The sequence below is a fragment of the Paenibacillus sp. HGF5 genome (genome assembly GCF_000204455.1).
GTDB lineage: Bacteria > Bacillota > Bacilli > Paenibacillales > Paenibacillaceae > Paenibacillus_AQ > Paenibacillus_AQ lautus_A.
Map to the genome: position 1 here is coordinate 71,740 of NZ_AEXS01000119.1, position 18,976 is coordinate 90,715.

An 18,976-nucleotide genomic window follows, 5' to 3' on the forward strand; every position below is an offset into this window, starting at 1 on the left:
CCAACAACTACTCCGATTTCGACATGGAATTTGCATCAAATCGACTTTTCCTTGATCGAGCCGTTGGGAGCTTGTTTTCGGTAATCGGCAGGGCTCATGCCGAACTGCTTTTTGAATCTCCTAGAGAAGTGGGCGAAATTCGAATAGCCGGTTTGCGAAGCGATGGCGCCGATCGGCAAATTGGTTTTCAGGAGCAAATCTTTTGCCAGATCCAGACGCCTCCTCATGATGTATTCGGTGACGGATGCCCCGGCCTCTTTCTTGAACAAACGATCCAGATAATCGGGATTGAGATAGACATGGTTCGCCACCGTTTCTCGTGAAAGCTCTTCCGTTTCGATCCGTTCCTGAATAAACTGCTCCACTTTATCGATGATGGAGTCCGTTCGCTGCAGCGTCCCCATCGATTCCATCGCTGTGTTGACGGTATGCCTCACCCAGAGGATCATGTCCGACACCGAACGGACGGCCCGTTGGTATAATCGTTCGGAGGCTTCGTTTTCGAAGAGGAGATGAGCCTCGATTCCCTTAAGCTTCAATACGTAAAATACCATCTGGAGAAAGTTGTGATGGAAGCGGTGAAGCGTTTCTGCCCCGGGCCCTTCGGTCCCGATCCAGCTTTTCAAAACAACCTCGGCCTCGATGACGACCTGAACACCTTGTCCCTCTTTCAGCATGATCGACCACGCATTCATGTCCGGGATCTTAATGGTGTCATGGATACGCTGTTTGCTTCCCCAAACGAAGACCTTATTCGTAAACGTCACATTGCCTTTGTCCCATCGCACCAACTGGCCGACCATTTCGCTCACTTCATGGCCGTACACCGCATTCCCAATATAGATCGACACGTCGCAATAAAACCATGCCGTGCACGATGCTATGAATTCCTCGCTGCGATTCCGCAGCGTCTCTTTATATGATTCCGCTTCCCGGTCAAAAGGAATTAGCGCGAGAAGAGTGCCTTCAGTTAATCCGAACAGCAGCCCGTTTCCGTGGACATGAAGTATTTCTTCGCCGCTGTTCAACAACGCGTATTCGATGATCTTCTCGTCGCGTGGAGAAAACGTTTTGTGATAGCGCTGCACGGAGATCAGGATCGGAAGAAGTCTCATACGCCGGTCGAAGGGAATATTTCGCTCTTCCGCCGCCCTTTGAATGTGTTCCGGATGCGAAGGGATCGTATGGTTGATGACGTCAAGCCATAGCCGTTCCGCTAGCAGCGGTTGATGACGCGCCCAGAACTGGCCGATCCGGCTATATTGCTGCACCTCTTGATCTCTCATGATTTTTTCCACGACTTTGCCGATCACTTGCTGGAGCTCATCTCCTGGAATCGGTTTGAGCAAATAATCGAAGCTGCCCAGCTTGAGCGCTCGCTGCGCCAGTTTGAATTCGGCATGGCATGTCATAAACACGGTCTCCGTTTGCGGGTAGTTATTCCTGACCCATGCAAGCAGCTCCAGCCCGCTTTCTTGAGGCATCTCGATATCGCATAAAATAAGATCAACCCGTTCCTGTTCAAACACTTCCTTGGCTTGGCGGGCGTTATAAGCGGTAAAAACGGCTTCGATCCCTAAGCTCTGCCAATCCACATCCGACTTTAGCGAGTCGGTTAACAGCTTCTCATCATCAACGATCATCATGTTCAGCATCTTGGAATGCTCCTTTCTATACTGTGGTGCCCCCATCCGGTGAGAAGGGAAGCTTCAGTTCAACCATGGCTCCGTGCGGTTGAACGTTTCGCAGCTCCACCTTTGCCCGATTCCCGTAGAGAAGGCGCAGCCTTTGCCTCAAGTTCCAGAAGCCGATATGCTCTCCCTCCTCGTCGATGATCCGTTCATCGGCAGCGATTTTTTCAATCATTCCCTCTTTAAAACCGGGACCTGTATCTTGAATTTGAATGATGAGTCCTCGTTCCGGAGACTCATCCATTTCCACCCGGACTTGGACCCGAACCGGCTCATCGAGCGATATGGCGTGCTTCATCGCATTCTCCACGAGCGTCTGCATAACCAGTGGGGGAACAGGAGTCCGCAGAAGAAAATCCGGCACCTCAATTTCATGGATAATTTGACCCGGAAACCTCAGCTCCTGAATGTTCAGATAATTGCGAATATGCTGGATTTCATCCTTTAACGAAACGAACGTCAAATTGCTTTGAAACATGTAGCGAAAATAACGGACCATATAAAGCGACATGTCCTCAATCCGCCTCACATCGTTTCTGCGGGCCAACGTATGTATCATATTCAAGGCATTGATGTAAAAATGCGGTTTGATCTGCAATTGCAAATGCTGAAGCTCCGCTTTTTGCTTGTTCAGTTGCTCTTCATAAATGTTGATCCGGAGGCTTTTGATTTGTCCGACCATGCTATTGAACGTATCGTTCATGGCTCGAAACTCGATGGAGGTTGGATACTCCCGGATTTGCGTGTCGACATGGCCTTGCTCGATCCGATTCATCGCTCTGAGCAGTCGGTTTATGGGAACCAGCAGCCACTTTCGAAGCAAAATCAATCCGATGATCAGAATAACCACGGACCCGAAAGGCAATAGGGTAGAAATGGTTTTTAAGATGGGCAGGTGCTGCAATATCGTCTCTTCCGGAATAAAAGCATACAAGCTGAACTCGCCCAACCGCGAGTGTTCCCCGACCGTCAAATAACGGCTGGAGGTTCCCGTTAAATAATAGGACTGCGGATTGAGCTGCACCTCCACACCGCTATCGTCGATAAAGGTTTGGTTGACCATCGCTTTTCCTCGGTCATCGATTAGGAGGGCGGCTCCTTTATTCCCAACGCTTAGCAGCTCAAGCGGGGTTTGAAAGGAGCGAGCATTCAACCAAGCACCTACTGTCGTACCGTTTTTCATCTTCAATAGACGGATAAGGTAGGTTTGGCCGTTGTAATTCTGGACGTACCATTTCTTACGATTTAATTCCAAAGGGGATGCACCGGCCTTGAAAGTCTCGTATACATGCGACCTAATATACTGCCGGTCCTCGTACGTCGAACGGCTCTGGAACGAATAATAATAGTTGTCGCTGGAAGGCTCGTACACGTACAGACCGTCCAGGACGCTATATCGTGAAATCGAGCTGGAGAGATTGGCAGCAATGCGCTGGGACGCGAAAAATCGTTCTTCCGGATTCACGGCATAATCCAATTCATTCAGATCCGTTCCAATCATTAATTCAATGAGATAATCATCTGTCTCTTTCAGTGTTGCATCAATTTGATCCCTGTAGAGCACCAGCAAATCCTTGTTGGAACTTGCTACCTGATTACGGACTACATCGATAGCGTATATGTTGGAATACAACAGAAATCCGATCAATGGCATGACGACCAGCAGTAGTCCTCCAATCATCCTGACCCGGATCGACTGCCACGTTAATTGCCTAAGGCCTCGGTACCTTGGCTTGATATTCATCGTCAGGCCTCCCCTATAGAAGTAAGCGGTTTCGCAAAAAAAGAATATTTCCGTTATCATAGCTCAGGAATGATTATAGTATAAAGGTTAAACTTGGATTCGTCTTTATAGGTGATGCAGGCGTTCGCTGACTTAAAGCCAGTATAGATACCTCTGGAAATAAAAAGGATGACTCCTGTTTACTACAGGAATCATCCCAAAAGTGACGTTTTTGCTGCCCCCGGCCAGTTTATACGATCTAATCGCTGCCGCTATGCTTGAGATTCGACAACTTCAATGACGGCTGCCAGGAACGCAAGTGCCAGTCCTTGCCCCCATCCTTGCGCCCACTTTCGGTCGATGCCGAGATATCCTTCGATATCGTTCATGACAGCCGTACCCCCGGATACGTTCAGAACCCTCCCGTTATCCGCAATATTGGCAAGAACGCCATCCAAGGCTTTTCGCACATATTTCGCATGCAGCGGATTGCCCTGCATGACCATCGCCGCGGCGATCCCCGCTGTCGCGGATACTTCGCCGTAGGCCTCCGGGTAATCGAGTACGGTCCCCCACAAGCCGTCGTCATGCTGCAGCCGTTTGATCGCCGCCAGTTGGTCGCGCAATGAGCTCCATATATGCATCATGGGAGGATAGAGATAGCCTTCAGGCAGCCCTCGCGCCGCACGCGACATCGTATAGGCCGCCCATGCGTTGGCGCGCGCCCAATGGATGCCGGACATATGGTCTTTTGTGACATGGTTGTAGCCGTGGTACCACAGACCGGAATCCTCATCCTGCAGGTAATGAATATGCCTTTCGAATTGATGGAGCGCGTCGTCAATGAGTGCCTTCTTCTCAAGCAGCACGCCGACCCGAAGCTCCAAGTATGCCGCCATGAACAGGGTATCCGCCCAGCACTGCTCGGGAAAGTCATTGTTAGCCGACACCGTATGCTGAAGGACCCGGTCTCCGAACCGCAGAGCGTGATGTTCCAAATAATCGATCTTGCTTGAAATAATGTCCAGATATTTTTGATCCTTCGTCTGTTCGTACAGGGTGAGCAGCATATGCCCCATTGCACAGGTGTTCACGGTCCATCCCTCTGGAAGGCCCGCTTCCAGGTATTCCTCCACCCAATCGATCATCCGTTTCAGGTAAGCATGCTCACCCGTCACATCGAGCAGCCGGCTGACGCCATAGAATGCAACGCCGCCCGGCCAGTCCCATGTCAAATCCATGCCGAACGTATAGTCTGCAACGCGCTCCGCGGTTTGCTTTAGATCTTCCGAAGTGAGTTCCAATTTCAGTTTCATATTGCCCTCCTTCTCAGCAAGAGCTCCCGCTTGCGGCAGGAGCTCCGAAGTTCTCCATTGCATTAACCCGATTACCGGAATTGGCCTGCGTCGATCGCTTTTTGCTTCTCGTCCAAGATCTCTTGATAGCCTGCATCGAGGAATTTCTGCTTGGCTGCTTCGTACTTCGCATCAAACTGGTCTTCCGGCGCAAGGACAATGTCCAGATACAGCTCCTGGAAGAGGTTGTTTAAATCCGCCTTATACTCGTTTACTTTCTCAAGAACTACGGTGAACAGCGGATCCTGGATCTGATACGGTTTTATTTCTTGCCGATATTTTATCATGTCTTCGACAATTTGCTCGTAACCGGCAGGCGTCCAGTTGTTTTTGTTTGCCTTAAGCGTGAGCTCGGGTGTTTCAAATGTAGGCGCTTCCGTTATAAGTGCCCAATAGTCCTTGTTATTGTTCTGGGAGAGTACGGATTCGCCCTTGAAATCCGGGTCTTTTACCGGCAGGCCATCGGAATCAAGCGTATAGTTTTCCCCTTCTACTCCGTTCTGCAGGAACATCAGGTTCTCCGGTTGGCTCATCCACTCGAGGTACATCCATACGGCTGCGCGCTCCTCCGCCGTTGATTCATGGTTGATGCCCATGATCAAGCCGAACGTCCAGTCGGCGCGGCCTTGCGGCACATTGCCCTCCGGCACGCCAGTCCCTGGTGGAATTACGGCAAATTCAGCTCCCGGATTGTTCTTCAGTGTTGCTTCAAACACGTCGGTGTTATTCGTAATGTACAGTCCGTACGTGCCTGTATTGCCTGCAACAAACTCGGCCTTAAGCTTATTATCATCGTCGCGAAGATAGAACTCTTTGTCAATAAGTCCATTATGATATTGATAACTTAAGTTACGCAACCATCCTTCGGTTGCCGTGGTCGTAAAGTCCGCAACAGATAGATCTGCATAAAGTGCGTGGACCTTCGGGTCGGTCGGCCAATCCCGGAAGCCATAGCTGTAGTTGAACACATTTCGTGTCAGACCGGCCCCGGCAACGCCGATTCCTGCTTCCTTCCATTTCATGAGCATTTCATTGTACTTCTCGAGCGAGGTCAAGTCCTCAACCTTCATCCCCACTTTCTCCACCCAGTCTTTACGAATGATATTGACAAAGTTGCCATAGTTATTTAAGTCCGGACGCTTACCGAAGAAAAATGTGTTTTTTCCATCGACGACGCCATATTGCTGAATCGTCTCGCTCATATTGCTCCAATAGGTTGGTGCATAGTGCTCAATCTCTTTCCAGTCCAGCTCCTGCATAACACCTTCTCCGTAGTAAGCAAGCGCCTGCGGCATGTCATAGTGAAAAATGATATCCGGCGCCTTGCCAGCTGCGAGCAGCTGCTGATAAGTCGTAACTTCGTTGGTGCGGGCGATCGGGGTGAACTTCACTTCGATGTTGTATTTGTCTCCGAATTCCTTTTGAATCCAGCGCGTGTAGTAGTTGTCGGTTACGTTCCAGCCTTCGAACGCCCGTTCATATACGGGAATTTCCATTGTGACTTTTTCCGAAAACCCTTGCGAGTAATCGGGATAACTGCCTGCGGCGTTTTGGTTTGGGCTGGTACCCTCATCGGATGGAGAAGACTCCTTCGAGCTATTGGTGCTGTTCCCCGTACAGCCTGCTATAAGAGCGGCAATGAATAGTAAAGTCATAAACATAGACATGATTTTCCGTTTGCCCATCGTATATCCCCCTTTTTAAATCTCATCCTATCGCTGCAAATGAACCTCAAGCACTATTCCTTGATAGCCCCAAGCATGACTCCTTGGACAAAATACTTCTGAATGAACGGATAGACGCAAATGATCGGCAACGTCGCAAATACAACGCATGCTGCTTTGAGCACTTCCGGATTGCTCAGCGAAACTTGCGTCATCTCAAGTTGAAAGCTCTCGCTTGCCTGAACAACCAAGTAATACAATTTCAACTGCAATGGCCGCAGATCGACATTATGCTTAATGTAGAATAGGGCATCCTGATAAGCGTTCCATCGACCGACCGCGTAAAAAAGGGACAATGTCGCCAGAATCGGCTTTGAGAGCGGCAGTACGATGCTGAACAGGATCCGGAAATGCCCCGCCCCATCCATCCGAGCCGACTCTTCCAGGCTGACCGGAATATTGCTGGAGATTGAAGTCCTCAATATCAGCAGGTTGAACGCGCTAAAGGACAACGGCAAGATGAGGGACCATATCGTATCGAGCATCCCCAGGCTGTTGATCAGCATATACTCGGGAATAATGCCGCCGCCAAAAAACATCGTAAACATAAAGATGAAGGTAAAAAATGAACGGCCCTTAAGCTGCTTTCGCGATAGCGGGTATGCTGCACAAATAGTGACGATCATACCGATCATGGTGAACAGCACCGTAATAACAACGCTTACATAAAGAGACTTCAGGATACTCTGATCAGCGAAAACTTTGCCATAGGCCTCCAGAGTGAAACCCGCTGGCCAGAGAAACACCTTGTTAGCAATGACGTACGCGTCTTCGCTTAAAGATTTTGCAACGACATGAACGAATGGAAGCAAACAAGCAAGTGAGGCAGCAATAAGAAAGAGACGGATCAGGATATCCCATATGTCCAGTTTCCTGCTGCGGCGAACGGCATAGCTGCTAACGGATGTTTTCATCGCTTCCCTCCTTTCTAAATGACACCGTCTTCGCCCAGTTTCTTGGCAACCCGATCTGCAATTAATATAAGGACGAGCCCCACGACAGCCTGGAACAACCCGAGAGCGGTTGCTCGGCTGAAGTTCCCGCCTTCGATGCCCCAGCGATATACCAAAACGGGAATCGTTGTGGTATACTCCGTAGTTGCCTTATTCGCTAAGGCAAAAACACGCTCAAAGGAACCTGCCATCACGTGGCCCAAATTCAAAATCAGCAATGTCACGATCGTGACTCGGATCGAGGGCAGGGTTATGTTCCACATTTTCCGCCACCGGCCTGCACCATCCACGACCGCCGCTTCATACAACTCTGGGTTAATGCCGCTTATTGCGGCCAGATAGATGATCGTCCCCCACCCCATGCTCTGCCATACCCCAATGAAGACATAACTGATCAGCCAATTGACGTCTTCTTGAAGGAACGGGATGCGTGTCCCCCCCAGATGCGCGATCAAATTATTGATCATGCCGGTTCCTTCACCCAATAATTGATAAGCAATTGCGCCGATAATGACCCAGGACAGAAAGTGCGGCAAATAGAGCAGGGTCTGATTTACGCGCTTGAATAGAACATTCTTGACCTCATTAAGTAACAATGAGAGCACAATCGGCATTGTAAAGCTAAATAAGAGGTCCGACACATTCAGCAGAAGCGTGTTGCGAATTGCGCGGCTGAATTCGGATTTAGCGAATATGTCTTGAAACACTTCGAATCCGACCCATTCGCTGCCCCAGAATCCCTTGGCAATCTTAAAATCCTTAAATGCAAGCACGAGACCGCTCATGGGCGCATACTTAAAAACCAACACAAACGAGAGAGGAATGAGGAGCAGGAAGTAGAGCTGCCAATCCCGACGAAGATAATAAAGAATCCCCAGTTTCTTATCTGTTAAGGAGGTTGAAGCGGTTTCATTTTTGGATGCAATGACTAGACCTTTCAAAATCTCACCTCCTCCGTTCACGATCTCCCCGACTCGGTTTCCTAGTTCGGCGACCTCGAGGTTGGACTTATCATATCGCCCCGATCGTCCGCAGGTAAACGCCGAATATTGATACATTTTCGTCATGATTGATTCCATATTTAGCCGATTCGATATTCAAAAGAGTGCAAGAATCAGTATTGACTAATCGCATCAAATGTTGCGATATATAACGCTTCACTTATACCTGTGAAATCGGATTGGTTGAGCCTTCACGATGTTCTGGACCTCTGCATCTTATAGCTGCTCGGCGGCATCCCTTCAAATTTTCGAAACAAGCGATTGAAGCTTCGAACATTCATGCAGCCTACCTCGGAAGCAATCTGCCCGATTGACAGGTGACTGTTCAGAAGCAATTCTTTTGCCTTCTCAATTCGCAGCGAATTAAGATAATCCGATATACTTTTCCCCGTTTGTTCGTAGACAATCTTTCGCATATAGGAGTAACTGATTCCGATATCCTTAGCCATCTCTTCAAAAACGATTTCTTCACGATAGCGCTCGTTCAAATAATGAATGATTCGCTCGGCGTATTTGTTGGACGCGACTGGCGAACACGTAAGGTAGTGAACGATCTCGCTGTAAAATCCAATAACATATTCTTCAAGCTCATCAAGCGTATCAAAAGAAGCCAAGGCAGCGTAAATGTTGCCCCGTCTCGAGAATATCCGCGCTGTGCTGACATTATTCTCTCTCAGATGTTTAATGGTCACGCCGACCAATTGATGATAGATGAACAAGATGTTATCGTAGGACACGTATTCGGCAGAGCGAATTTCGTCGCGAATGATTCTCAGTTCTTCGATGATGCTGTCCAGATCGGCATTGCCAAGGAAGTTGAGTATTCGTCTTTCGCTTTTAGCGGGATAGAGATATTTTTTCTCCCGCGGTTCCTCCTCCTTCCAGTACGTTATACCGCCGCTGCCGGCGATCATCCGCTGTTTGATCGCCTCCAATGCCTCTGCAAGCAATCCCGAGACCATACCTATCGAATCTGCCGGACTACTTACCCCGATGGTTACGGAGTGCCCCAGCAATTCAGCCGCAGTGTCCCTGATCATATCCAAAGCGTTATGAATGCCTTTTCTATGGTTGCCATCTTCCTCCTGTCTGTAGTTGATCAGAATTACAAAGTGACCGTCACCATGATAGACGCAGCGCGCATAAACCTCTTTCGGGAACAAATGATCACATTTCGAGAGAAGCAGGTAGCGATGGTAGCTGCGAGTTTCCGGATTGTTCCGGCTGATATAATTTCGATAGCCATCGATAGAAACGACGGCAGCCAGAAAGTGCGAGGCCGGGAAGATTTCTTCGGCCTGAGGCGTCACTTCCCCCCGCAACAAACCATGAATCGCGTGGCTCTGGGCATCCTGCTCGCGGATGCTCAGCAGCTTATAAAGCCCTTCCTCCTCTTCTTGCATTCGTCTGAATGCCGCCTCCAGGAATACAAGCTCATTTTTATCCTGCACCCCCGGATTGACGCGTCCGCGAATCGTTCGGACCAATTCCCTGGCTGGCTTGGACAACCACGTTGCCATAAAAACGGTCAGTATGGATCCCGCAAAAATAATGACAATCGTAAGGAAAATGATCCCTCTCTGCATAGAATGCGGTTTATTCATTAGTTCGTCGACCGAGTATATACTCACGTTAGTCCAATCGAATTCTTTCGAGCGTGACCACGCGTACAGCAACCGCTCTCCGTCAAGTTCGCGGAACGTGTACCCTTCTGGCAATTCTTCCTCGATAATTTCGCGAATAAACGGCTCACCATAAGCGCTCTTGAGCAACAAACTCTTGTCATGATGTGAGATGATGGCCCCGCTTGGCTTCATGAGCAGATAGCTTTGCTTACCCGACTTGGTTGATTGCAAATACTGCTCGATTTGCTCCTCCTTCAAATTGATAACGATCGTTCCGCGAGTAGCGGTTGAAAGCCGGTTTAAAGGCAGCGCGAACGATAGAACGTTCACTCCCGAATCAAGCCTGCGCGGATACCATACGCCACGTATCCCTTTTTGCTCGATAAGCGCCTCGTTCAGCCAGTCGATGGACTCGTATTTGTCCAAACTCGTAATGCCTTTATCCGTCGAAATCACGTAATTCGCATCGTCGAGATAAAAGAAAGACGAATACGCCCCATCGACGCTTTGATTCAGATTCAACAATTCTTTGAGAACCGCCATCGCTTTGCTCACATTCATGTAATTCGTTTTGAGTTCGGCAAGGGACTTGAACGGTCGAATTCGATCGAAGATGTCGGTGCCGCCAAGCCGTACCGTATTCTGGGACAAATTGTTCAAGGCATTCTCGTTAAGCTCGCGATTGGCATTTAATTCTGCAAGCGAAGTTTCCGCGAAGGCATGCTCTGAATTCCGTAGAATTTGAGAGCTGCTATACCAGGTTAATATCGCCATCGGAATGGCCATGATGCAGAACAGGATCAATGCCAATTGCATCATCATCGGTATTCGCTTCATTGGAACCCTCCATCCCTTTATTTGGTTTGAATTAGAATCAGTTTGATTACGCTTTGTTGATTCTCTAAATGTCTTCCATATGTATGTTTTTTTAATATGCGATAAAAGAAAAAGTCCTGCCATCGCCACATCTGCCTACGTTGCTTATTACGAAATAAGCTGAGCCATAAGATGGCCTCAGCTTACATTCGTTGTCGTTGTAAACTTAAAAATGATAGCCTTGCCTTAATCGTATTACTTTTTTACATCACCTCCTCCATTTCAGTAAGAGTTTTTTTGATTTTTTGATAAACCGATTAATTGGATAAGAGTTGTTAAGCGCTTACATTATTGAAAACAAAAATACTACTTCATCATTGAAATCGTCCCTTGATCAGAGACAATATACATCTTTATATACCACTGGCCTGAGTCATCCCTTCTTGTATCCTCTTATGTTACGCCTAAATTACTCAACAAGTAAATCACCATTAATGATATTATTTACCAAGATTTGATCTGTTACTATGGACGGAATCATTTTTTGCCATGATAATCAAATATGACATGCCCGATTTCTAGTCCTCGAGGGGAAGGTCAATCCTAGTAAAGGATTCATTCCTGGTTAACAATATAGGATATAAGCCTTTAAGCGATAGTTTGTCTCCAAAACCAGAGTGGACAGTATAAAAAAGTCACTAAAAAAGCTAAAAACCCTTGAATATCAAGGGTTTTCTTATCATGGGATCATAAATCTGATCGACAACAATTCGGCAGCATCCTCGTGACAATCCTGTTTTTTGAGCGATTTCAGAACACGCATTCCGTGGCGATCGACGGACGCTTAAGCAATTCCCATCCGGTTTTGGCGGATATAAAAGAGGCAAGCTCCCAGCCCATTCGGTAATGCGTCTGATAGCCGGGATGATATCGGCCGCCCCATCCTTCCACCTCGGGATGAATCAACCCCAGATCAACCACGAATACCTTCCCGTTTCCGCTTTGACTGAAATAGGACACAACCTTATTCACGCTGGCAAGATAGTTGTTATTCATGGTTCCGACACAGCAAAAGACATAGGGATCGTTATATTGTTCCAGAATAACCTGAATGAATTCAATATAAGCGGCAATGTACGCCTCATCATCGATTGGCGTCGAATAATCGTTCTGTCCCAAATTAATGACGACTCCATCAGGAGTATACCGGGAAAAGTCCCATGACGCGGTCCCTTTGCCGAGCGTCCCAGAAAAATGTTCCGGCAATCCTTGCTTGTTCCCTAGCGCATCCTGCCAAACGCCGATCCCGCAAATGGCCATCGTATGATATTCCGCATTCAACATTCTGGCGCTGATTCCGACAAAGGACATGTATCCGTCGTCAAGATGCGGAGCTTCAGCGAGCACATGCGGATGGCCGATCCCTGCCCCATCCGTGATGGAATCCCCGAAGTACTCAAGCCGGAGTGGTTTTGCCGCGGGCGGGGCAAGGAAGCTTCCGCCATCAGGCAGCGAAAAATGATGAAATGCTATACTTCCGGTCAGGATTCCCGTTCGCTTGTGGATCTCTAAAGTGTGTTCACCCTTTGGGAGTCCCTGTTCGATTATGTATTGATGAACCCCCTTCTTCAAATGGATCCAATTGCGAGCGACACCGTCCACCACAATTTCAACGTAATCCTGGCCATCGGAATCCTCAGCCGTCATCGAGACGGCCGTACCTCGGAAGGCAAGAAAAACCGCGCTGTTGACCCAGGCGCATTTCGGCCTCTCTCTCTCGGTCAGATCAAATCTCCCCATCAGCCTGGCAAAGCTAAACTCCAACATAATTCCTCCCTTCAGCTTTTGCATCGAACATCAAGATTGCACTCGCGAATAATAAAGTATACTTTATTAAATCAATAAATCTATAATTATATTATCAACCCATATGTATTCAGTCAATTAAAAAGCGATCCCTATACAATAATGTATGTTTATATAAAGTAATCCAAGATTATAGGCTTGATTCCACTATATTAATAAAGTATACTTTTATATAATAATTTAACGTGTCATAATTATCATCAGTCTGCAAAAAGAGGAGAATGATTGTGAACGAGCCGAAGTACATGACGGTAAAACAAGCGCTGCTGCATCAGATTCAAGTCGGCGAGCTTCGTCCCGGCGATAAACTGCCGAATGAAGAAGATCTTATGAAACAATTTCATGTAAGCGGAATAACGATTCGAAAAGCGATGACGGAACTGGCAAACGAAGGCGCAATCACCCGAATCAAAAGAAAAGGCTCTTTTGTAAACGGAGCTCAAGCCGCGGACCATTCCAGTCACTTGATCGCGTTCATTTTATCGGCAGAGGACAATTACGATGTATCGTATATGAAAATCATCAAAGGCGCGCAGCAAGCGGCAGCCGAATTCAATTACTCCTTAATCGTGGAATGGAGCAATGAAAATTTGGCCGTTGAACAATCATCCATTCAGAAAATGCTGGACCGGAAAGTCGACGGCTTCTTGATTTATCCGTTCGATCCGATCCAGAGTCAGGATAACTACCTAATCATCGAACAAAACAACATCCCCTATCTGTTGGTAGACCGGTACAATGTGGACCATCCCAGCTATTTTTCCGGAAGCAACAACTACGACGGGGCGATCCTGGCCACCCGGGAGCTGATGCGTCTGAAACACACCAAAATAAAGTTTGCAAGCTATCACTTCTTTCTTCACTCCGAGCAGGAGCGGTTCGCCGGCTACTGCAGCGCCATGCGTCAGGCAGGGTTTCCGGTAACCGACGATAACTTGCTGACCCGCGTGGATTATGACGCACTGGCCGACAGTATTTTGAAGCGGAATGTTACCGCTTTGTTTTGCTGCAATGACAAACTTGCCATAGAAATGATCGAGAAGCTCACCGACCGCGGCGTTAGAATTCCGCAGGATGTTTCCATTATGGGATTCGACGATTGGGACCATGCCGGCAACCTATCGATCGGATTGTCTACCGTCCGGCAAGATTTCGAGGAAATCGGCAGAAACGCTGCGAATTTACTCCACCAAGTTATTCAAGGCAAAACTCATGGACGCAACACGAAAATATTGTCAGGTGTTTCGTTGGTGATCCGGGAGTCTACATGCGAGAATCCTTACGCCTAACGTTGTCAGCTCTAATAGATCAATGAAAGGAAGGAATGCGTTATGAAATTCGACTTTTCGACTTCCAGTCTGAGACACGGGCTCTTTCATCAAGAGCCGGATGGCATCTCCTGTTTTCTTCCCGGCAGTGCCATAACCGTGCGCTTTCATGGACGGGAAATAACGGCCGAGATCGAGGATGTCAACGGAGAAGGGAAAAGCTGGCTCAACGTCTATATCGACGATCTTCCGGTAAGGGTGATGAGAATCGATCCGGATAACCGGCTGTACCAGCTTGCGGACGACCTGGAGGACGCGCCCCATACCTTAACGCTGCAGAAGCGTACGGAAGCGGCATTCGGCAGCATTAAATTTACCGATTTGACGACGGAGAACGGAGCTTTTCTGAGCCCGCCACCCCCTCTTCCCCATCGTCTGCTCATCATCGGCGATTCGATCACGTGCGGCTTCGGCAACGAAGCGCAGATTCCCTGCGACTGCGATGCTTCTCGCGAAAATATCGCGCTTGCTTACAGCTCGCTGACCGGTCAGCTTTTGAATGCCGAAACTTTGATTGTGGGCGCGTCCGGTACGGGATGCTATCAGAATTTCGGCGGTGGCAAGGAAGGCCGCATGTCGGATTATTTCATGGAAACCATCTGTCCTGATCTCGATCAAGAAGCCATGGACCTGTTTCATCCTGAATGGGTTGTCGTTAATCTCGGGACCAATGATTGGTCCGCACCTATCGAGCCTGCGGATTACCTTGAACAATATCGCAAATTGACGGGTTTTATTCGCGATAGATATCCGTCCGTCCCATTGTTCTGCGCAATCGGTCCGATGACCCTCGGTCCCGCTCCCCATTTGAAAGCTCTCGTCAAAAGCCTCAACGAAGAAGGCGACGACAATATTCATTTCGTCGAATTCCCGCTCATTAAACGGCCGGAAGACGGCATGGGAGGCTGCGGACACCCCTCCGTCAAGAAGCATAGGCTAATGGCCGAACACCTGGCCGCGACGATCCGTCAAGTTTGTTCCCTGCCCCCTTTCCCCGGTAGCTGCTAAAACATAACGAAAAGGACCGCTCCGTATAGGAAGCGGCCCTTTTTTTTCCGAGTCGCCGTTCTCAATGGACAGCAACCCTTTTATTTTGCCAAGAAGGCATCTACCTGATTCTGCAGTTCAGTCTGGATTTGCTTCAGCACCGCTTCGCCTTCCGTTTTGAATCTGGCGAAGTATTCGTCCGGATCAAGCGCGCCGTTAAATAATCCGCTATAATATTTGGCTTGAATGGTCGCGAACTGGGCCACTTCGTTCTTCACCGGCGTCGGATCGAAAGTGAAGCCGGTCATGATATCCTTCGTGAAGTTGTCGGCTTGCGTAATGAATTGACTATACTCTCGGGTCTCTTTGTCGATACCGGCCCACTCCCGTTCTAACGCAGGATTCAACATGAGCTGGAACGAGACAATGCCGCCATCGTTGTTCAGCGTGTCATATTGATGCTCGCCGACCGATTTCCAGTTCACGCCTTCGATGCCGTGCTCCAACAAATCATAATTCTCCTGCCGGTTGGCCCAATCGAGGAACATCATCGCACGGTCTTTATGTTTGCTCGTCTTTACAATACAGATGTAATTATCCATCTTGAAATTGGATAAGTTCTTTCCAGGGGTCAGATCGAATAGACGAACCGCTTCCAGCTCTCCATCGGGTACGACCTGCTTCAACTGGTCGTTGTACGTTTTGGGAATGCCAAAAGCCATTTGGGGCGTGGCCGCGACTTTGTTCTGGAGCTGCATGTCTCCCGGACTGCTTTTATTCGTCAAGACGTCCTGCGACATGACTTTGTCAACGAACAGCTGGCGGACATCCTGGATGCCGGACCAGATCCTTGGTTCCTGGGTTTCAAAGAAGTTATAGACCTTGCCATCGTTACCCTTGTAATACAGCATCAAGCTGGCTCCAGCAAAATTCGTTGGACGAATGTTGAGGCTGGTATCGTCCCTGATCAGCCAGTTGACCCAGCTGTAGGTGACGTCGTCTGCGCCCGCGAGGAGCGGAGTGATGCCGGAGTTACTGTCACGAACGGCGTAAAGATAAGCTTTTAGATCCTCATACGTCTTTACGGGCGGCAAGTTTAACTGCTCCCTCAGGTCCTTTCGGATGAAGATCGATCTCTGTTGGGTATAGGCGCTTCCCAAGGGAACGCCGTAGATATTACCGTTAATTTTGTTCGCGTCCCACATTTGTTGCGGCCTCGTCTTTTTCACATTAGGGCCGTATTGGTCCAGCAGTTCGCTTATCTCTTCGTAATAGCCCTGGGAAGCCATCGTGTCCAAATGCAGCCACGGGGCATCAAACATCAAATCCACATTCTCTCCCGAAGCCAGCATGACATTGGTCTTCTGATTTAGATCGGCAAAGTCGACAAAGGTAAATTTAACCTGCGTGTTGATCTCGGCTTTTAATCGCTTGTTGACTTCAGCCAGCACCTCGTCATAGTTAGCCCCCTTGGCCCCCGGAATGACAACCTCCAAAGTGACCGGTTCAAGGGACTGGGCGCCGTTTCCCCCGGAATCGCCCGGCGCGGAGACGCCCCCGCCGGATCCGGAGCACCCGGACAAAGCGATGGCTAGTCCGAGCAGCGCCGTCACCAAGAATTTGCGTTTTGATTTGGCCATGTAAATGACTCCCTTCAAATAAATCTCATAATACGTGTTCAAAAAGCAAGGTTTTCAGGAACCTCTTATACTTAACCTTTCACCGAGCCGAGGGTCAGACCTTTGACGAAATACTTCTGGACCATCGGATAGACGAGTATAATCGGGCCGATCGTCAGGCATACCGTTGCCAACTTAACCCCTTCCGCCGGCGGCAGCGTCAGCACATTGCCGTGATTGAGCGACGTGAGCTGCATCTGTGACATGAGCTGCCGAAGAAGCAGCTGGAGCGGGTACATATCGCTGTTATCGATAAACAGAAGCGACAGCCACCAATCGTTCCAATATTGCAGCGCATAGAACAAGCTGATCGTCGCCATAACCGGCGTTGAGATCGGCCGGATAATTTTGAAGAAGATCGTCCACTCTCCGGCACCGTCCATGTTAGCCGATTCGTTCAGCTCATAAGGCAACGAGCGATAGAACGAGACTAAGATGAATGCAAAGAACGGATTCATGACGTAAGGGAGCACAAGCGCCCACAGCGTATCTTTCAGATGCAGCCATTGGACGACCAGAAGATAGAAGCCGACGAGCCCAGAGCCGAAGACCATCGGCACGTAGGTCATGAACGAGAGTAAGCCGCCGTATCGGTTCTTCGGATGGGCCAGCACGTAAGCAAACAACGCGGTGACAACAAGGCCGAATACGGTTCCGATGGCTGTAACCGCAATGGTGATGCCATAGCTGGTAAACATTTGCTTGCCCTGAAGGAGGAAGCGATACGACTCCAGCGTAAATTCATCCGGCCATATGGAGTATCCGTTCACCGCCAAGCTTCGGGTACTGGAGAATGAATTGATGACCATCAGCCAAAAAGGAAACAAGCAAACCAGCGCAAACAAAATCAAAAACAGTCCGAACAAGAACACCGCCATTTTATCGGAGAACCCGTTTGTCCGTCGGACTCGTGGGGGCGGGATCAGAGCAACCGGACGATTCATATGAAGTTCACCTCCCTATGGATTTCGAAAAATTAAAGCACGTGTTCAAAGAGTCCGTTCATGGAAGGATGACATTTTGAACAACCTCTTAAAATAATCTGGAGTCTTTATCGATTTTCCGAACCAGCGCATTAAACGAAACGACGGCGATTAGCCCCATAATAGACTGATAGAATACGATAGCCGATGACATGCTGAAATTACCAAGCTGTCTTAACGCCCGATAGGAGTATGTATCGATGACATCGGTCGTCGGGAATAGAATCCCGTTGTCCCCGATAATTCCGTAGATCATGCCGAAATCCCCGTAGAAGATCCGTCCGACTCCCAAGAGGATGAGAATGATGATTTGCGGCTTCAGCAAAGGCAGCGTAATGTATTTCATCTGCTGCAGCCTCGTGGCTCCGTCCAGGCGGGCGCTCTCATAATAGTCGGTGGAGAACCCGGTAATGGCAGCGAGCAGAATAATCGAGTAGTAACCGGCACTTTTCCAGATTCGCGTTAAGGTTAGAATAATCGGCCACACCCACGGGGTCTGGTACCAATCGACGGCTTGAAGTCCGCTCATGCTCAGCACGCGGTTAATCAGACCGTCCGTGTTGTTGAATAGAATGAATGTCATATACCCTACGACGACCCAGGAAATGAAGTAAGGCAGGAAGACGACGGATTGGATCGTGCGTTTAAACCATTTCAAGCGAATCTCATTCAAGAAGAGCGCAATGAGAAGCGCAAAAACCATCTCGAAAATAATGAACAGCGCATTTAAATAAACCGTATTGACCGTAACTTGAATCCAATCCCGATTGGAGAAAAAGAAGCGAAAATTATCCAACCCCACCCAATCACTACCCCATATGCCTTTGCTGATCTGAAAGTCCTTGAACGCTAGCAGATGCCCGGACAGAGGAATATAAGAGAAGACAACGAGAAAGATGACTCCCGGTATCGCCATCGAATACAAGCCCCGGTTCTTTACAAGATCCCTAAACATTCTCAATTTATAGTATCCCTCCATTCGATCTGGTCTGTCCGATGTGGCCATATCCTGACAGTGTTTATTATGTACGGAAGGAGAAATTCGGAATAGTCCTCATTGTGTCACAAAGGGTACTCAACTTAAGGATTGTGCGGTAATCGGGCTTTCGGCATCATCTTAATTTCTACTTTGTCAAAATGAGGACTTCACACAAGGATCAGGATATGATTGAGTAAGGAGGTCCGGTTCGTTTCTTCTATCGAACAGTGACGTTACACCCTTAAACCGTCAATCCATCAGCAAGG

Annotated in this window: 13 protein-coding genes; 2 read left to right on the forward strand and 11 right to left on the reverse strand. The window is 48.5% G+C overall.

The genetic code is table 11. The annotated features are described in order from the left end of the window. Positions 1-35: 35 nt before the first annotated feature. From HMPREF9412_RS18695 to HMPREF9412_RS18730, 8 genes are all read right to left on the reverse strand, one after another. Positions 36-1,655, reverse strand: a complete 1,620-nt coding sequence (locus HMPREF9412_RS18695) for a helix-turn-helix domain-containing protein (RefSeq protein WP_009593283.1) — start codon at positions 1,653-1,655, stop codon at positions 36-38. A 16-nt stretch (positions 1,656-1,671) separates the two neighbouring features. Next, positions 1,672-3,435: a sensor histidine kinase gene (locus HMPREF9412_RS18700; RefSeq protein ID WP_009593282.1), complete on the reverse strand. Its 1,764-nt coding sequence runs from the start codon at positions 3,433-3,435 to the stop codon at positions 1,672-1,674. Positions 3,436-3,686: 251 nt separating this feature from the next. Continuing rightward, a complete protein-coding gene (locus HMPREF9412_RS18705) occupies positions 3,687-4,730 on the reverse strand; it encodes a glycoside hydrolase family 88/105 protein (protein WP_009593219.1) in 1,044 nt (347 codons plus the stop codon). A gap of 71 nt (positions 4,731-4,801) precedes the next feature. Next, the gene (locus tag HMPREF9412_RS18710; protein ID WP_009593234.1) at positions 4,802-6,454 is read right to left on the reverse strand and encodes an extracellular solute-binding protein; all 1,653 of its coding nucleotides are present in this window, start codon (positions 6,452-6,454) and stop codon (positions 4,802-4,804) included. 53 nt (positions 6,455-6,507) lie between these two features. Continuing rightward, a complete protein-coding gene (locus HMPREF9412_RS18715) occupies positions 6,508-7,407 on the reverse strand; it encodes a carbohydrate ABC transporter permease (RefSeq protein WP_009593275.1) in 900 nt (299 codons plus the stop codon). Between the two features lie 14 nt (positions 7,408-7,421). After that, positions 7,422-8,513 (reverse strand): ABC transporter permease, encoded by a 1,092-nt coding sequence (locus tag HMPREF9412_RS18720; protein ID WP_009593293.1) that lies wholly within the window; start codon positions 8,511-8,513, stop codon positions 7,422-7,424. 125 nt (positions 8,514-8,638) lie between these two features. Then, a complete protein-coding gene (locus HMPREF9412_RS18725) occupies positions 8,639-10,909 on the reverse strand; it encodes an AraC family transcriptional regulator (protein WP_009593259.1) in 2,271 nt (756 codons plus the stop codon). A gap of 789 nt (positions 10,910-11,698) precedes the next feature. Beyond that, positions 11,699-12,715 (reverse strand): SGNH/GDSL hydrolase family protein, encoded by a 1,017-nt coding sequence (locus HMPREF9412_RS18730; protein ID WP_009593223.1) that lies wholly within the window; start codon positions 12,713-12,715, stop codon positions 11,699-11,701. A 260-nt stretch (positions 12,716-12,975) separates the two neighbouring features. On the opposite strand from HMPREF9412_RS18730, the gene HMPREF9412_RS18735 reads away from it, so the two are divergent. Both HMPREF9412_RS18735 and HMPREF9412_RS18740 read left to right on the forward strand, forming a co-directional pair. Continuing rightward, positions 12,976-14,043: a GntR family transcriptional regulator gene (locus HMPREF9412_RS18735; protein ID WP_254664071.1), complete on the forward strand. Its 1,068-nt coding sequence runs from the start codon at positions 12,976-12,978 to the stop codon at positions 14,041-14,043. 42 nt (positions 14,044-14,085) lie between these two features. Next, entirely contained in the window at positions 14,086-15,090 is a 1,005-nt protein-coding gene (locus HMPREF9412_RS18740; RefSeq protein WP_009593236.1) for an SGNH/GDSL hydrolase family protein, read from the forward strand. A gap of 80 nt (positions 15,091-15,170) precedes the next feature. Here the strand turns inward: HMPREF9412_RS18740 and HMPREF9412_RS18745 are convergent, their stop codons facing one another. The 3 genes from HMPREF9412_RS18745 to HMPREF9412_RS18755 all read right to left on the reverse strand — a co-directional run bounded on the left by HMPREF9412_RS18745 (position 15,171) and on the right by HMPREF9412_RS18755 (position 18,692). Then, a complete protein-coding gene (locus HMPREF9412_RS18745) occupies positions 15,171-16,709 on the reverse strand; it encodes an extracellular solute-binding protein (RefSeq protein WP_009593287.1) in 1,539 nt (512 codons plus the stop codon). 71 nt (positions 16,710-16,780) lie between these two features. Beyond that, a complete protein-coding gene (locus tag HMPREF9412_RS18750; protein ID WP_009593241.1) occupies positions 16,781-17,692 on the reverse strand; it encodes a carbohydrate ABC transporter permease in 912 nt (303 codons plus the stop codon). An 88-nt stretch (positions 17,693-17,780) separates the two neighbouring features. Further along, positions 17,781-18,692 carry an ABC transporter permease gene (locus tag HMPREF9412_RS18755; protein WP_009593285.1) on the reverse strand — a complete coding sequence of 304 codons (912 nt, stop codon included), beginning with the start codon at positions 18,690-18,692 and terminating at the stop codon, positions 17,781-17,783. Positions 18,693-18,976: the final 284 nt, after the last annotated feature.

Coding starts and splice junctions, on each gene's coding strand:
- HMPREF9412_RS18695 (WP_009593283.1), bottom strand. CDS start 1,655: ATGCTGAACATGATGATCGTTGATGATGAGAAGCTGTTAACCGACTCG.
- HMPREF9412_RS18700 (WP_009593282.1), bottom strand. CDS start 3,435: ATGAATATCAAGCCAAGGTACCGAGGCCTTAGGCAATTAACGTGGCAG.
- HMPREF9412_RS18705 (WP_009593219.1), bottom strand. CDS start 4,730: ATGAAACTGAAATTGGAACTCACTTCGGAAGATCTAAAGCAAACCGCG.
- HMPREF9412_RS18710 (WP_009593234.1), bottom strand. CDS start 6,454: ATGGGCAAACGGAAAATCATGTCTATGTTTATGACTTTACTATTCATT.
- HMPREF9412_RS18715 (WP_009593275.1), bottom strand. CDS start 7,407: ATGAAAACATCCGTTAGCAGCTATGCCGTTCGCCGCAGCAGGAAACTG.
- HMPREF9412_RS18720 (WP_009593293.1), bottom strand. CDS start 8,513: ATGACGAAAATGTATCAATATTCGGCGTTTACCTGCGGACGATCGGGG.
- HMPREF9412_RS18725 (WP_009593259.1), bottom strand. CDS start 10,909: ATGAAGCGAATACCGATGATGATGCAATTGGCATTGATCCTGTTCTGC.
- HMPREF9412_RS18730 (WP_009593223.1), bottom strand. CDS start 12,715: ATGTTGGAGTTTAGCTTTGCCAGGCTGATGGGGAGATTTGATCTGACC.
- HMPREF9412_RS18735 (WP_254664071.1), top strand. CDS start 12,976: ATGATTGTGAACGAGCCGAAGTACATGACGGTAAAACAAGCGCTGCTG.
- HMPREF9412_RS18740 (WP_009593236.1), top strand. CDS start 14,086: ATGAAATTCGACTTTTCGACTTCCAGTCTGAGACACGGGCTCTTTCAT.
- HMPREF9412_RS18745 (WP_009593287.1), bottom strand. CDS start 16,709: ATGGCCAAATCAAAACGCAAATTCTTGGTGACGGCGCTGCTCGGACTA.
- HMPREF9412_RS18750 (WP_009593241.1), bottom strand. CDS start 17,692: ATGAATCGTCCGGTTGCTCTGATCCCGCCCCCACGAGTCCGACGGACA.